The organism is Weizmannia acidilactici (assembly GCF_008974225.1).
In the GTDB taxonomy this organism is placed as follows: Bacteria; Bacillota; Bacilli; order Bacillales; family Bacillaceae_C; genus Weizmannia; species Weizmannia acidilactici.
Map to the genome: position 1 here is coordinate 1 of NZ_BKZR01000004.1, position 15756 is coordinate 15756.

The 15756-nt window shown below is 48.0% G+C and carries 16 protein-coding genes; 1 reads left to right on the forward strand and 15 read right to left on the reverse strand.

Going from position 1 to position 15756, the window contains the following annotated elements:
• Positions 1-243: 243 nt before the first annotated feature.
• The 7 genes from hbs to GBH70_RS02100 all read right to left on the reverse strand — a co-directional run bounded on the left by hbs (position 244) and on the right by GBH70_RS02100 (position 6896).
• Positions 244-516: a non-specific DNA-binding protein Hbs gene (gene hbs / locus GBH70_RS02070; RefSeq protein WP_151679465.1), complete on the reverse strand. Its 273-nt coding sequence runs from the start codon at positions 514-516 to the stop codon at positions 244-246.
• Between the two features lie 272 nt (positions 517-788).
• Positions 789-2267 carry a stage IV sporulation protein A gene (gene spoIVA, locus GBH70_RS02075; RefSeq protein WP_151679466.1) on the reverse strand — a complete coding sequence of 493 codons (1479 nt, stop codon included), beginning with the start codon at positions 2265-2267 and terminating at the stop codon, positions 789-791.
• A gap of 360 nt (positions 2268-2627) precedes the next feature.
• Positions 2628-3347 (reverse strand): YphF family lipoprotein, encoded by a 720-nt coding sequence (locus GBH70_RS02080; RefSeq protein WP_151679467.1) that lies wholly within the window; start codon positions 3345-3347, stop codon positions 2628-2630.
• 20 nt (positions 3348-3367) lie between these two features.
• Positions 3368-3568, reverse strand: coding sequence for a DUF2768 domain-containing protein (locus tag GBH70_RS02085; RefSeq protein ID WP_151679468.1), 201 nt, complete (start codon positions 3566-3568; stop codon positions 3368-3370).
• 259 nt (positions 3569-3827) lie between these two features.
• Entirely contained in the window at positions 3828-4877 is a 1050-nt protein-coding gene (locus GBH70_RS02090; protein WP_151679469.1) for an NAD(P)H-dependent glycerol-3-phosphate dehydrogenase, read from the reverse strand.
• Between the two features lie 20 nt (positions 4878-4897).
• Positions 4898-6208 carry a ribosome biogenesis GTPase Der gene (gene der / locus GBH70_RS02095; RefSeq protein ID WP_151679470.1) on the reverse strand — a complete coding sequence of 437 codons (1311 nt, stop codon included), beginning with the start codon at positions 6206-6208 and terminating at the stop codon, positions 4898-4900.
• Between the two features lie 88 nt (positions 6209-6296).
• Positions 6297-6896 carry a YphA family membrane protein gene (locus tag GBH70_RS02100; protein WP_151679471.1) on the reverse strand — a complete coding sequence of 200 codons (600 nt, stop codon included), beginning with the start codon at positions 6894-6896 and terminating at the stop codon, positions 6297-6299.
• 97 nt (positions 6897-6993) lie between these two features.
• Here GBH70_RS02100 and GBH70_RS02105 point away from each other — a divergent pair, with 97 nt between their 5' ends.
• Positions 6994-7122 carry a YpzI family protein gene (locus tag GBH70_RS02105; protein WP_151679472.1) on the forward strand — a complete coding sequence of 43 codons (129 nt, stop codon included), beginning with the start codon at positions 6994-6996 and terminating at the stop codon, positions 7120-7122.
• 25 nt (positions 7123-7147) lie between these two features.
• Here the strand turns inward: GBH70_RS02105 and rpsA are convergent, their stop codons facing one another.
• The 8 genes from rpsA to GBH70_RS02145 form a co-directional block, all read right to left on the reverse strand.
• Positions 7148-8281 (reverse strand): 30S ribosomal protein S1, encoded by a 1134-nt coding sequence (rpsA, locus tag GBH70_RS02110; RefSeq protein WP_151679473.1) that lies wholly within the window; start codon positions 8279-8281, stop codon positions 7148-7150.
• Positions 8282-8425: 144 nt separating this feature from the next.
• Complete coding sequence (gene cmk / locus GBH70_RS02115; RefSeq protein WP_151679474.1) at positions 8426-9100, reverse strand: (d)CMP kinase; 675 nt, start codon at positions 9098-9100, stop codon at positions 8426-8428.
• A gap of 131 nt (positions 9101-9231) precedes the next feature.
• Positions 9232-9876, reverse strand: a complete 645-nt coding sequence (locus GBH70_RS02120; RefSeq protein ID WP_151679475.1) for a flagellar brake protein — start codon at positions 9874-9876, stop codon at positions 9232-9234.
• A 147-nt stretch (positions 9877-10023) separates the two neighbouring features.
• Complete coding sequence (ypeB, locus tag GBH70_RS02125; protein ID WP_151679476.1) at positions 10024-11373, reverse strand: germination protein YpeB; 1350 nt, start codon at positions 11371-11373, stop codon at positions 10024-10026.
• Between the two features lie 12 nt (positions 11374-11385).
• Positions 11386-12132 (reverse strand): spore cortex-lytic enzyme, encoded by a 747-nt coding sequence (gene sleB / locus GBH70_RS02130; protein ID WP_253693369.1) that lies wholly within the window; start codon positions 12130-12132, stop codon positions 11386-11388.
• A 371-nt stretch (positions 12133-12503) separates the two neighbouring features.
• Positions 12504-13187, reverse strand: a complete 684-nt coding sequence (gene prsW, locus GBH70_RS02135; RefSeq protein ID WP_151679478.1) for a glutamic-type intramembrane protease PrsW — start codon at positions 13185-13187, stop codon at positions 12504-12506.
• Positions 13188-13314: 127 nt separating this feature from the next.
• Positions 13315-14286: a YpdA family putative bacillithiol disulfide reductase gene (locus GBH70_RS02140; protein WP_151679479.1), complete on the reverse strand. Its 972-nt coding sequence runs from the start codon at positions 14284-14286 to the stop codon at positions 13315-13317.
• Between the two features lie 132 nt (positions 14287-14418).
• The gene (locus GBH70_RS02145) at positions 14419-15696 is read right to left on the reverse strand and encodes a Glu/Leu/Phe/Val family dehydrogenase (RefSeq protein WP_151679480.1); all 1278 of its coding nucleotides are present in this window, start codon (positions 15694-15696) and stop codon (positions 14419-14421) included.
• Positions 15697-15756: the final 60 nt, after the last annotated feature.

Below are 15756 nucleotides of genomic sequence, written 5' to 3' on the forward strand. Positions count from 1 at the left end.
CTCTCTCTTTTCCGTAAAATCCATAATATATGTTTAATCTTATCATAGTGCAGGGGCCAGTCAAAGCGGATTGTTGAAAAAACGCACGAATTTAAAAGGTACTTTTATTTTGCCCAGTTTTTACAGCCGTAATCCGGAAAATTTGCAAAACACAGGTGCATCCTTTTTTGGAATTCCTGGAGCCTGTATTAAAAAAAGGCTGCCTAGGCAGCCTTTTTTTCGCTCAAAGCCAAACATATGTAATTATTTTACTGCGTCTTTAAGCGCTTTTCCCGGTTTGAATGCAGGCACTTTGCTTGCTGCAATTTCGATTTCCTCACCGGTTTGAGGGTTTCTTCCTTTTCGGGCTGCGCGTTCGCGCACTTCAAAGTTGCCAAAACCGATTAATTGGACTTTGTCTCCTTTTGCCAATGCATTTTGGATTGTATCGAAAACAGCATCAACTGCTTTTGTGGTGTCTTTTTTGGAAAGTTCCGTAGCTTCCGCCACCGCATTGATTAAATCAGTTTTGTTCATTCCATTCACCTCCTCCCAGAGAAACTTAGAAGGCATTTCCAGTTTCTAGTCATCATTGTATACGGTTTTTCATCATATTAAACGTTAAAAACCGATAGAATTAGGCATTTCAGCAACACCAATTCTGTTAAAAGATTATCATAATCGCATGGTGGGTGCAAGAAAAATTCGCTAATAGAGGGAAACTTTTCATCTTTTTTCCAAAAATGAAAGGTGGAAATGGAGGAATCCAGGGTTACAGGCAACAAAAAAGGGAATACCGCGTATCCCCTTTACAAAATAATGGCGATCAGGCCGCCCGATCCTTCATTGATGATCCGTTCAAGCGTTTCTTTCAGTTTATAGCGGGCGTTTTCCGGCATGAGCGACAGTTTTGCTTGGATCCCCTCCCTGACGATCGAGCTTAAATTGCGGCCGAATATATCGGAATTCCAAATCGACAGCGGGTCATCCTCAAAATCCTGCATGAGGTACCGCACAAGTTCTTCGCTCTGTTTTTCCGTCCCGATGATCGGCGCAAATTCCGATTCCACATCGACTTTGATCATGTGGATGGAAGGCGCCACCGCTTTGAGCCGGACGCCGAAACGCGACCCCTGGCGGATGATTTCCGGTTCGTCAAGACTCATATCCTGCAAGGACGGGGAAGCGATACCGTAACCGGTCTGTTTCACCATTTTTAAGGCATCGGAAATCTGGTCGTACTCTGACTTTGCATGGGCAAAATCCTGCATCAGTTCGAGCAGATGGTCTTTTCCGCGGATTTCGACGCCGACAATTTCTTTTAAGACCTGGTCATACAGTTCATCCGGCGCCTCGAGGTCGATTTCCGCAACCCCCTGACCCATCTCGATGCCGGCAAGGCTCGCACTTTCAATAAAGTCATATTCGTTAAACGCCTGCACAACGCGGTCGACATCGCGAAGCCGTTTAATGTCTTTCACCGATTCTTTCACGGAGTTTTGGTAATTTTCCCTTAGCCAGTGGTTCTCTTTTAACACCATCACCCAGCTCGGTAGATTTACATTTACTTCCAGAACCGGGAATTCAAACAGCGCTTCCCGCAACACATTTAAGACATCGGCCTCGCGCATGCTTTCAACGGACATCGCCAAAACCGGCAGATCGTATTTTTCCTGCAGTTCTTTTCTCAGTATTTCCGTTTCCGGGTGGTGCGGCTTTGCCGAATTCACGACGATGATAAACGGTTTCCCGACTTCTTTTAATTCCGCAACAACCCGTTCTTCCGCCTCCACGTAATCTTCGCGCGGAATTTCGCCGATCGTGCCGTCCGTTGTAATGACGACTCCGATGCTGGAATGTTCCTGGATCACTTTTCGTGTGCCGATTTCCGCCGCTTCATGGAAAGGAATCGGCTCTTCGTACCAAGGCGTGTGGATCATGCGCGGCCCGTTTTCGTCCTCATACCCTTTTGCGCCTGGAACCGTATAGCCGACGCAGTCGACAAGCCGGATGTTCACGTCAAGCCCTTCATCGACATGGACGGCGACCGCCTGGTTCGGCACAAATTTCGGTTCGGTTGTCATAATCGTTTTCCCGGCCGCGCTTTGCGGCAGTTCATCCTGCGCCCGGGTTCTGTCCGCTTCATTTGCAATATTCGGAAGCACGACCAGTTCCATGAATTTTTTGATGAAAGTGGATTTGCCTGTTCTGACTGCGCCTACAACGCCTAAATAAATATCGCCACCTGTACGTTCTGCAATATCTTTAAAAATATCTACCTTTTCCAAAAAGATTCCCTCCCCACATTCGTTCCCGGGACAAAGCATCATTGAGTTGATGATAGGACACTATATGTGTATGATGTTGTCCGACCGCCTTATGTCTATGAAATGAATTTTTTTATAGATTTACAGAAAAGGGCCTGATGAAGGGTTATTACAGCAGAATCCGCTCGCTTTCTACGGGCGGTCCGATCCCCCCATCCGGCGCATCTCGTTGCGGGGACTCGACCGGCCCGCTTTTCCCGCAGGAGTCCCACGGATTCCGCTTTAAAATACCTTGTGAACAGCGGGATGTAATCATGATCATAACCCGTAAAAAAATAAACCCTTTCTCTAACAATATATTGGCAGAAGAAAGGGTTATGACTAATTTGCCATAAATACCGGCTCATTTTTTTCATTGACTGTATAAGGAAGGGAATATGCGGGAACGTAAGGGGATCCCTCCGTTAAAAGCACACGGATATCCTCTCCCTTTTTAAAAGGGCGTTTGCTACTTTTTAAAGCCTTGGCTAGATCCCTCCGGTAATCGACATAGATTTCCCCTTTTCCCGTAATGACAAGCGGAAGTTTTTGGTGCGTATACGGCGATACGACATATGGGGCTTTTTTGTAGCCCAGTTTTTTAAAATCCAAGGTGTATACGTTTCTTGCAATCTCCTTTTTAAACGGCGGGTAACCTTGGGAAGCAATCCTGATCTGCAGTTCTCTTATTTTATCCGGAATGCGGACGTCATAAATTTTCACCGTAGGCTTTTTTTCCGGATCAAAAATAATATATTGGAAGGTTCCTCCGCTTTCATAGGCGTTTGCCGGCGGTTCCGGCAAATAGTTTTTCGGCGCCTTCAGCTTGTTAAAATCAATCGGGTATTTTTGGTAAACCGGCGTATTTTGCCCCTTCGTTATGATCGGAAGCAGGCCGCCGTTATCTTTCCGGTACTCTTCGACCGCTTTCTGCACCATTGCAAGCTGCGCATCATCCAGGATCCCGCTTCCCGCCTTTTCTGCCTGCGGATACAGACAGCCGCCTAAAAAAGCGCAAAAAAATGCCGCCGATAACACCAAAAGCAGTTTCTTAAATCCCAAAAACCATCCCCCCTCCGGATCTAATTTGCCGGCCCGCTCAGCACGATATAGGCCATGATCAGGCCGCCGACAGCAAGACACGCATAAGCCAAGGCCGCTGCTGCCCATTTCATCACACTTGATTTCAGCTTGTACCTGCTGGCCATGATCATGACCATGGCCAAAAAGAAGAGACCCATGCCGAAAAGCGAGATCCACATGTTTGCCATCCCCCGTGACAAAATTACCCCCCCCTTTGCATTTTACAAATACCGCCATTTTTCCGTAAAACTTTGCGGACATTATATCATAAGTTTTCAAATTTTCCAATAATTGGCGGCAAAACAAAAGCCGGGGCAACAAATACATGCGCTCCGGCAAAAAAATGACAAATACCCAGCCTGCCAGTTTAAAGCTTTTTCATTTTCCTTAAAGAATATGCATGCATGGCCTTCTTGGCATCATAAGAAAGCCTACTTCCGTCCATGCAACGGCAAGCTATCAACCTTGGAACTGTTCATCGAGCATGTCCATTAAATCTTCCATTTCATGCTTTTTCAAACGCCCCATTAAATGGTCAACCGCTTCTTTCGGATTGAGATCCGCAAATAAAACATGGTAGAGGGCATCTGTAATCGGCATTTTTACATTAAATTTATGGGCGAGCTGGTAGGCGGCCTTCGTCGTCCGGACACCTTCAACCACCATGCCCATGCTGTTTAGCACATCATCCAGTTTTTTTCCTTTGCCGAGCATATTGCCGGCCCGCCAGTTGCGTGAATGCACGCTCGTACATGTAACGATCAGGTCTCCGATCCCGGCAAGCCCCAAAAACGTTAGAGGATTTGCGCCCATTTTCGTGCCGAGCCGGGCGATTTCCGCAAGCCCCCTCGTCATCAAGGCCGCTTTCGCATTGTCGCCGTAACCGAGGCCGTCCGAAATCCCGGCGGCAAGCGCAATAATATTTTTCAATGAGCCGCCCATTTCGACCCCGATGATGTCCGGATTCGTATATACCCGGAAATTAGAATTCATGAAAATATCCTGCGCCTTTTTGGCGGCCTGCATCTTTTTCGACGAAACGGTTACGGTTGTCGGATGGCGCAGGCTGACTTCTTCGGCATGGCTCGGTCCGGAGAGAACAGTCACATCTTGAAGGACCGCTTCCGGGATTTCTTCCTCAATCATTTCGGAAATGCGCATCAGCGAACCCGGCTCTATCCCTTTGCTGACGTGAATGATGGAAAGCGGCATTTTCCGCACTTCCACAATCTGCCGGCAAACATCGCGGATCGCTTTTGTCGGCACGGCAAGCACAATGGTATCAAGGCCCTTTAACGTTTCATCCAGCGAAAAATACCCTTTAATTTCGGGCTGAAGCTCGATCCCCGGCAAATAAAACGCGTTCATATGGGTACGGTTAATTTCGTCAATTTGCTCTTTTTTATTGCCCCACAGCCTGACCCGATAACCGTTGTCGGCCAAAACGATGGACAAGGCAGTTCCCCAGCTGCCCGCCCCGAGCACTGCGATCACTTTATCGTTTGACAAAAGAAACACCTTCTTCTTTTTTATTTGCGCGCGCGGGTAATGATCCTGATCGGCGTTCCGGTAAACCCGAATGCATCGCGGATACGGTTTTCCAAAAACCGCTCATAGGAAAAATGCATCAGTTCGGGATCATTAACAAAGACAACGATCGTCGGCGGTTTGACAGACACTTGCGTCGCATAAAAAATTTTCAGCCTCCGCCCCTTATCTGTCGGGGTCGGGTTCATTGCCACCGCATCCGCTATCACTTCATTTAACACGCTCGACTGTACGCGCATCGCATGGCTTTCGCTGACCGTCTGGAGCAGCGGAAATAACTGGTTGAGACGCTTTTTCGTCTTTGCCGACACAAAAATGACCGGCGCATAATCGAGAAACTGGAAATGGTCTCGGATTTTTTCCGTGAACTGATTCATCGTTTTTTCATCTTTTTCGACGACATCCCATTTATTCACAACAATGATCACGCCCCGGCCGGCCTCATGGGCATATCCCGCAATCCGCTTGTCCTGTTCGCGGATCCCTTCTTTACCGTTCAGCACAACGCAGACCACATCCGACCGTTCAATTGCCCTTAATGCGCGCAGCACGCTGTATTTTTCCGTGTTTTCATAGACTTTCCCTTTTTTGCGCATACCCGCTGTATCAATCATAACATAAGTCTGGCCCTCATAAGTATAGACGGTATCGACAGCGTCCCTTGTTGTTCCTTCGATGTCGCTGACGATGACGCGTTCTTCCCCTAAGATTGCATTAAACAAAGACGATTTCCCGACATTCGGCCTGCCGATAAAACAAAATTTAATCACATCCTCGCCGTAATCCTCATCGGTTTTTTCCGGGAAATGCTTGACAACTTCATCGAGCAGGTCGCCGAGCCCGAGGCCGTGCGCGCCGGAAATCGGGAACGGGTCGCCGAAGCCCAATGCGTAAAAATCGTAAATTTGCGCACGCATTTCGGGATTGTCAATTTTGTTGACGGCCAGCACAACCGGCTTTTTCGAACGATATAAAATTTTTGCCACCATTTCATCAGCTGAAGTGACGCCTTCCCTGCCGCTTGTGATAAAAATAATGACATCCGCTTCCTGTATGGCGATCTCGGCCTGCTGCCTGATCTGGTCGAGGAACGGTTCATCCCCGATATCGATGCCACCTGTATCAATAATATTAAATTCATGGGTCAACCATTCAGCTGAGCTGTAAATGCGGTCTCTCGTCACTCCCGGGACATCTTCCACTATGGAAACCCTTTCGCCGACAATGCGGTTAAAAATGGTCGATTTTCCCACATTCGGGCGCCCAACAATTGCCACAACCGGTTTTGCCACATGATTCACCCTTTCTGTCTCATTTCGCAAACAATATCAACTTTAGTAGTTTAACAATATTTTCCCGCCCAGGCAATACGACAATAAACTAACCCTGTTTTTCTTTTTTCGCACCCACTTTTCCGGATAAAGCATTGAAACAATGGTTAAACATTCCCCATCCGCATTGGAAGGCAAGAAACAATCCAATCATATCCAAGTACGGAGGCGCGCCGGCCGTCTGGGAAAAGCCCCATTTCATCAAAATCAGCGAGTAAATGATTTCCCCCTGCGCCGTCCCGATCACAGCGGTTGCAATGCCGGTAAGCGGCGAATCAAAAATCAGGTGCACGAGGATAAACAATAAAATGCTGTAACAAAATGTGCGGTCCGCCAAAATCCATACCGGATCATACATTTCAAACAAAAGCAGCCCCGCATAGCCCGTCATAACAATCCATACGCCAGCGAGCCGGTAAAAAAGCGCAAAACCTGAAAACCGCGCCAAAAATAAGTACCCTGCAGCAAGCATCACGGCTAAAGGACATTGCAGCTTTAAGCCGCCCACCGACAATTGGTAAGGAAAAGCAATAATGAAAAACAAAGAAAGGACAGCGGACGTAAGTCTCAAAGGGTGCCCTTTTTCCAGCAAAAATGTCGCCCAAATCCAAATTCCCCACATGATGCCCAAAAAAAGCGAACCGTCCATGGCGCACCTCCTTTTATTTCCATTATGGGAAAGATTGCGCCGGACTAATCGCAACATTGATGATTTTTTAGCCATACTATAAGCGGGGGTGAGTGTTATGGGCAAAGACCGCCAGGAGAAAAAACTACGTAAAAGCGGACGGGTGGAAAGCGACCGCGACCAGGCGTTCCATTACGCCGGGGCAACCCGTCTCGAAAGCCCGGAAGAAGCGCGCAAAAGGCAGTAAAAAAGAGTGCGTTGCGCACTCTTTTTTACTGTTTAAATTTTTTCAACTGGTCACCGACCACATCACCGAGCTGGAAGCCGGTATTTTCTTCAGGAAGATCGTAATCCGCCTCTGTATCCGCCTGTTCCAGTTCTTTGATGCTTAATGACAACCTGTGATCTTTTTCGTTTACATCGAGCACTTTGACCTTGACCTGCTGCCCCTCTTTCAGCACTTCATGCGGGGTGGAAATATGCCTGTGGGAAATTTGCGAAATGTGGACCAATCCCTCAACACCAGGGAAAACTTCAACAAACGCCCCAAAGGAAACAAGGCGCTTTACGGTGCCGGTAAGGACAATACCTTTCGGCGCTTTCTCCGCGATACCTTCCCACGGGCCCGGCAGCGTTTCTTTGACCGAAAGTGAAATCCGCCCGTTGTCACGGTCAACCGACAGCACTTTTACTTTTATGGTTTCCCCTTTTTTTACAACGTCGGACGGGGTCTCCACCCGCTCATGGGCAAGCTGGGAAATATGCACAAGCCCGTCAATGCCGCCGATATCGACAAAAGCGCCGAAACTCGTCAGCCTTTGCACGGTCCCCTCCAAAACCTGCCCGGCTTCCAGATGGTCAAGCACTTCCTGCCGCTTTTCTTCTTTTTCTTTTTCGACAACGGCACGGTGCGATAAAATCAGCCGGTTTTTTTCCTCATCCAATTCAACGATGAGAAAGGACAGCGTTTTCCCTTTATAATCGGAAAAGTCCTCCACAAAATGGTCTTCCACGAGGGAAGCCGGGACAAAGCCACGTACGCCGAGGTCAACAACAAGGCCGCCTTTTACAACTTCATTCACTTCCGCTTCTATGATTTCCTGGTTTTCAAATTTTTCCTTTAACTCATCCCAGGCTTTTTCGGCATCGTATTTCCGTTTCGAAAGAATGACGGCGTCCTCTTCCACTTTCGTGACGACAAGATCCAGCTCGTCCCCTTCTTTTACGGCATCCGAGGCTTTTTCAATATGGAGATTGGAAAGCTCGCTGATTGGGATGATGCCGTCCACTTTGCTTCCTTCAATGGAAACGAGCACCTGTTTTTCTTCCACTCTGACCACGGCCGCTTTGACCTTGTCCCCTACGGAGAGGGACCTTACTTCTATTTCATTCATTTCGTCTGACATATGTACTTCCTCCTTATCCGGCGCTTCAACTACAATTGAATATACCCGTTCTTTTCAAATTAAATTCGTATTATTCAAAAAGAAACTCTTTCCTATAAAATTTCTAACAAATTTTGCATTTTGTCAAGCAAAGAAGCTGCACGTTTATTGGGCAATTTTTTCCCGCGCCAATTCAAGGATTTTGTCCGCAACTTCTTCAATGCCCAGATGGGTCGTATCCAGTTCGACGGCGTCCTTCGCTTTGCACAGCGGCGAAACTTCACGCTCCGAATCAAGCCTGTCCCTCTCCTCAATTTCGCGTTTCAGCTCGTTGAGGTTGGAAGGGATTCCTTTCGCCAAATTTTCGGCATGGCGCCTTTCCGCACGCTCATCGACACTGGCAAGCAGGAAAATTTTCAATTCGGCATCCGGCAAAACTCTCGTGCCGATATCCCTGCCATCCATGACAATACCGCCGCCTTTGGCAAGTGCCTGCTGACGCTTCACCATTTCTTCCCGGACGGTGCGGTGTTTTGAAACGGCGGAAACTGAATTCGTCACTTCCCTTTCCCTGATTTTTCCGGTAACGTCTTCTCCGTCGACGAAAACAACCTGGCCGCACTCCCCGGACATGAGGCGGATTTCGGTCCTGTACAAAAGTTCCGCAAGCGCTTTGCCATCTTCCACATCAACCCCGTTCTCAAGCGCTTTGTATGTAAGTGACCGGTACATAGCCCCTGTATCAATGTAAATATAATTCAATTTCTCGGCAACTTTTTTTGCCGCCGTACTTTTCCCGGCCGCTGCGGGACCGTCGATGGCAATATTGATTTTCTTCATACAACGAATTCACCCTATTCTCTCTTGTTGCTGTAGCATGACCATTTGCCGCTGGGGCAACGGATAAAAGGTTACACCCTTTTATAGTGTACCATAAAATGGGGAATCCTCCTATCCATGAAACATATTTGTTATCCGGCAAATCCTTTTTTACGCAGCTCCACCTGCTGTTCGAAACAGAACCGCATAATGCGCTGCCTGTCCAAGGCGGTCGTATCAAGGAACTTTAATGATACCACGGGTTTGCCGCTGCTTTCAAAAAGCCGGACGACGGAAATCAACATTTTCAGGTACACATGGCCGTCTTTCATCGGCAGTACGAGCAGCGCTTTCCCCTCTTCATTCTCCCTGAGCCGTACACCTTCCGGAATGTAGACGGCGCAGCCCCCAGAACTGATATCTTTCGTTACCGCTGTCATTTTAATATTGGATTCGGGAAAGCGGAGCGCGATATCGAGCGCCGCATCCACCCTGACATACTGCCGGCGCTGGATTTTACGGATTTGTTCCGGAGCTGGTTCTGATAAAATGAGCATCGGGATATTGCCGAGTTCCCTGCCGGTGATTTTTGCCGAAAAACGGTAGGCAATCCGGTTATCCGAAACAAATTCCACGAACAGCGCCTGCCCGATTAACAAAAATACGATCCGGTTCGTCTCCACGTCGATCGGGTAATCAATATAGATGCCCCCGTCCCGGATGTCGGCTATTTTGCATCTGTATTTCCTGCCTGTGTCTTTGTCCTCAAGCGCCAATGGCATCCCGACTTTTAACATGTTCCAAAACCCCTTCTAAACGATTCCAATTTTATTATGACATAGGCGGGGCCATTTTGTACCATTTTTTGCATGTTTTTTGTTGAGAAATTCACTTGCCGATGATTCTTCCGCCAAAAAAGCCCGGCCGAATTTGCCGGGCAATGGCTAAATGGACTTGCCGTACGTCCTTTCCGTATCTTTCAGCTTTTCCACTTTTTCTTCGTCCCCGTTTTCGGCATTGATATAAATCCGGTACGTATCATCATTCAATACGCCCAAAAATTCATAGCAAAGTACTTCACGGTTTAAATCGCCCGTGATGATGGCAAGACGTTTTTCCATTACCTTAAGCTTCGGATTTACACGGCTTCTCGCCTCTTTTTCGCTGATTTTTGGCTTTGGAATGACCCGTTTTTGATGGCTCCTTAGAAAGTCATCGGCCATAAACCCGACGACTTGTCCATTGTCAAGCGCCACTTTCATTTTAACCGTTTCCGGATAAATCCGCACATCACCTTGTTTCGCAACAAAGGAAAAGACACCTATGTTATCATATTGCGAGCTTTCAAACATCTCCATTTTCTCAAAATGGTGCTTGTTTAAAAATTGGGCGGCTTTTTGCGATGCTTCGTTTAAGCTAATGTTTTGTCTGCCGATCGTGCGCTTGTGAAAAAACCAGATCGGATATCCGCCTTTTCTCGTGATGTCGGCGGTAATTTCATGACCGTCTTTGTCTTTCAGCGATACGCTGTAAAAGGAAAAATGCGCGCCTTTTTCATTCGGTTTCGCTTCAGCGGACCGGGTGTTTTTGATGCCCGCATAGTTTTTGGCTGTTTCAATTGCTTCTTTTTTGCTGACCATCCTGCCTTGTAAATGTTTATAGTTATCATCGCGGTTTTGGAAGTTCGCAAAAGAAGGGCTGTTCAAGTCTGCATTGTCGTAGCCTTTAACCGTCCTTTCCACCGTCTTAAACCCGTCGATAATCGTATTGTCCTTCGCTTCCTTCCCGGTGGCAAGCGCCAGCTCGACATCCATCCAGCGCAAATTGTTTTGCAGGACGTTTTTCTGGACATCTCGCAATTCATCCTGAATATCACGGCTTTGCGCATACAATTTTTTTAACGAAGCATACTCTTTGTCTGTTAACGGCTCTTTGTCCAGATCGCGCACGGCTGTCCGGTAGCTGAAGTTCCCGATATTGACCAGGAACTCTTCCGTTTTATTGAACGGAAGCAGCGACAAAGGCAGCTGGCCGACATCGGCATGCGCTTCCGATGTCAGGCGCCACACTTCCGCCAATGCCGGCGAAAGCGATTTTTGCGAATTCATCGCGAGCGTGTTGCCGATTTCATCGTGAAGCAGATCCATTTTATAAGTAAGATCATGAAATGCCCTTTGGTACGTATTTTCGGCATTCAATAAAACCGCCTGCTTATCGCGGTGCTCCTTGTAAGCCCAGGCCGCCGTCCCCGCAAGCCCAAGGGCCAGTACAACGATCAATATCCGTTTTGCCATGTTTGATCCCCCTTACTTGCAGAAAATATGTTTGCCAATTTGCTTAATTTGCGGCCTCGACCAGATCCACTTGCTCGTTGCAGTCGCGGGATTAAAATAATAAAGCGCATTTCCCGACGGGTCCCAGCCGTTGATTGCATCCAAGGCGGCTTTTTTCGCCGTATCGTTCGGCGTCAGCCAAATCTGCCCGTCGGAAACAGCCGTAAATGCGCCAGGCTCAAAAATGACGCCGGAAATCGTGTTCGGAAAAGACGGGCTGTCGACCCGGTTCAGGATGACCGCCGCCACCGCCACCTGCCCTTCATACGGTTCGCCGCGTGCTTCGCCATAAACGGCCTGAGCCAGGAGGCGGATATCGTTTTGCGAAAAGCCGTTCGGCACATTGGATGTTGTGGCGGCTTTATTTACGGACATGTTTGAAGTTTGTTTTTTCGCACCGCCGTAATACGTAAATTTTTTACCGCTGTTGACCATGGATTTCACGTAAGCGGCGTCATATTTCGATGCTTTCACGAGTTTTGCTTTGACTCGGTCGCCCGCCAGCCCGTCGACCGGAAGCCCGAAAGCCGCCTGGAAATTTCTCAGAGCCCAGTATGTACTCCATCCGAAAACACCGTCAATGGCGCTCCTGTAATAACCTATATATTGCAGCCTCGCCTGCAGTTCAATCACATCGTCCCCAACCGCCCCTTTTTGGATAACCTGATCCGTGAATGCGTATGCTGGCTCTGCACTTCCGGCAGTATAAAGCGCTGCCATAGCCGCCAGCACGATCAGGAATTTCATACAGCCGTTGTATTTCATTCCGCATACCCCCAAAATTGGTGAAGAATTAACCGTAGTTTTTGGAGAATGCGGGAATTTTATGCAAAAGCTTTTGTACGGCTGGTATCCTGCCGGAAAATTAAAAAGGGATGTCCCAAAGTCAGTAACTGACCAAGGACACCCCTTTTAAGTTATGTATGATGAATAGGTAATTGACCTTGTTGATGATCGCGGAATTTACGAGACTCCTGCAGGAAAAGCGGGCAAGAAGAAACCCCGCAGTGAAGTACGGGCAAGGAGGCCTGGATAAGACCGCGGAAAGCGATCATCAACCGTAAATAAGAAACAGAGAAATTCCAAAAAGATTATAAAGTTTGCTGCGTTCCTGCAGCTTCCTGCGCAAAATGCTGGGCGGAAAGGCTGTGCGCTTGCTTTGCTTTTTTCAGGCTGAGCCACCAGAGCCCGAACATAAACGGGATCATGTAATACAGCCATTTTTGCTGGGTAAGCATGATCAAGTCATAAAAGCCGTGCAATGTAAACGGCAGGGCAAAAGAAAGGAACAGCCACCCTTTTTTGTGCGGTGAAAACCTTGCTTTTCCTAAATAATAACCCATGATGACTCCGAATAAAGCATGGCTTGATACCGGAAGCAGTGCGCGGCCAAATGCAAGATACACCCCGCCTGAAAACAGCGACAAGATGTTTTCAATCGTGGCGAAACCGAGCGAAACGCTGACGCCGTATACAATTCCGTCAAATGGTTCAGTAAATTCCCTGTTATAAAATACAATGATTGCCAAAATCAGCCATTTGCAAAATTCTTCGGGCAAAGAGGAATGGAAAAAGGCATACCGGAGACTGCCCGAAAGCCAGTTTTCGTGCGTGATGACAAACTGGACGAACATCACCGGCAGCGTTACGAGCGCACCGTACAAAAAAGCTTTGGCTACAGCAAGAATCGGCTCCGGTTCGAACTGGTCCCGCAAATAAAAATAACAGAGCAGGGCAAACCCGGGTGCGATGCCGGCTGATAAAAGGACAAGCATAACCAACCTCTCTTTTCTTAAGGAATCGTGTTTCCGCGTCCCGTTAATGTGTTATCTTTATCGTAACACGAAAAGATTGGAAAAGAAACACCGGCCCCGGAAAAACCATTCCGGCACAAAAGGCCGGTTAAACATTTTCCCGCGCCCGAATCGCTTCAGCAATCAGGCCGCCGTGGAAACGTCCGTTTTCGATAAAAATTTCATTGGCATTATTTCCCGCCGCAATGACGCCTGCAATGAAAATCCCTTCGACATTTGTTTCCATCGTGTCTTCCCGGTATTGCGGCCGCCCCGTTTCCGGATCGATTTCGACGCCCATTCCACGCAGAAAAGAATGGTCTGGATGATAACCAACCATCGCAAACACAAAATCGTTTTTGATTTCCTTTTCTTCCCCGCCCGCTTTATAAACTACGCTGTGTTCTTTGATTTTTTTTACATTCGCGCGGAATTCCATTTTCACTTTCCCGTGGCGGATCAGCGAGTCGAATTCCGGCAAAATCCACGGCTTAATGCTTTCAGAATATTTGTCCCCGCGGTACAGGACCGTTACGCGCGCCCCCGCCTTATTCAACTCAATAGCGGCATCAACGGCCGAGTTTTTCCCTCCGATGACAACGACATCCGTGTCAAAAAACGGGTGCGCTTCTTTGAAATAGTGGAACACTTTACTTAAATTTTCCCCCGGCACATCCATCATGTTCGGGTTGTCGTAATACCCGGTTGCAACGATCACATAAGGTGTTTCATATTCATTTTTCGAAGTCTTTACAACAAAATTTCCGTCCGCCTGCTTTTCCACGCTTTCCGCTTTTTCGAACCGGTTGATGCGGAGCTGTTTCAGCCTCGCCACTTCCCTATAATACGTGAGCGCCTGGTTGCGCTTCGGTTTTAAGTTTTCTGTAATAAACGGCACATCACCGATCGCAAGCCGGTCGCTTGAGCTGAAAAATGTTTGGTGCGTTGGATAATGGTAAATGGCATTCACAATATTCCCTTTTTCGATGACAAGCGGATTTTTCCCGATTCCCTGTAAACTTATGGCGGCTGCCAATCCGCACGGGCCGCCCCCGATAATGATACAATCTTCTTTCTGCATATTTCCTCATCCCTTTCACGAAAACTGTCGATATGTAAAAAAGTTTCCCCCTGAAGCGGCCGCAACATGAAAGGCCACCCATTGAAAAATCTCCCACCGTTTCACGACAGGAGATTTTACGTGCGCATCCTTTTAAATCCAGCCCCTGAATCTGCAGGCTTCCGCCACCCTCCTCACGCCGACCATATAAGCGGCAAGGCGCATATTTACCCGGCGGAACTGGGCGGTTTTGTAAACCGTATCGAACGACTGGACAAGAACTTTTTCAAGCTTCTCATTGACTTCTTCCTCCGTCCAGTAATACCCCTGGTTATTTTGTACCCACTCAAAATACGAAACCGTTACGCCGCCGGCCGATGCAAGCACATCCGGCACAAGCAGGATGCCGCGGTTCGTTAAAATTTCGGTAGCCCCCAGCGTGGTTGGGCCGTTTGCCGCTTCTACCACAATTTGCGCCCGGATATTATGGGCATTTTCTTCAGTAATTTGGTTTTCAATGGCCGCCGGAACCAAAATATCGCAGTCCAGCTCGAGCAGTTCCTTGTTTGTAATCGTATTTTTGAACAGCGTCGTAACCGTCCCGAAACTGTCGCGGCGGTCCAGCAAATAGTCGATATCAAGGCCTTTCGGGTCATACAGCCCGCCGTAAGCATCCGAAATGCCGATTACTTTTGCTCCGGCATCATGCATGAACTTTGCAAGGAAGCTTCCGGCATTGCCGAAACCTTGGATCACAACCCTGGCGCCTTTTAATTCTATGCCTTTTTTCTTCGCCGCTTCACGGATGCAGATAGTCACCCCTTTGGCCGTTGACGATTCACGGCCGTGCGAGCCCCCGAGCACAAGCGGTTTGCCCGTAATAAACCCCGGCGAGTTGAATTCATCGATTCGGCTGTACTCATCCATCATCCAGGCCATGATTTGCGAGTTCGTAAACACATCCGGTGCCGGAATGTCTTTTGTCGGGCCGACGATTTGGCTGATCGCCCTGACATAACCGCGGCTCAAGCTTTCCAGTTCGCGGAAAGACATTTTGCGCGGGTCGCAGACGATACCGCCTTTTCCTCCCCCGTAAGGCAGATTGACGATACCGCACTTCAATGTCATCCAGATGGACAAAGCTTTTACTTCGTTTTCCGTGACATCCGGGTGGAACCTGACGCCGCCTTTTGTCGGTCCGACCGCATCGTTATGCTGCGCGCGGTACCCCGTAAAAATTTTAACCGTACCGTCATCCATTCTGACGGGAATTTTCACCGTTAACATGCGAATCGGCTCTTTTAAAAGTTCATATACTTCTTCAGGGTATCCAAGCTTTTCAAGAGCCTCATGGATAATTGTCTGTGTTGATTTTAGCACATCTCGACTTGCTTCCGTTGTTTGGTGATCTGCACCCTTATCGGCTGCCATTATCGCAAACCTCCTAGATACATAAGAAATATCTGCTTTTAAAATTAGTATACAACTTTC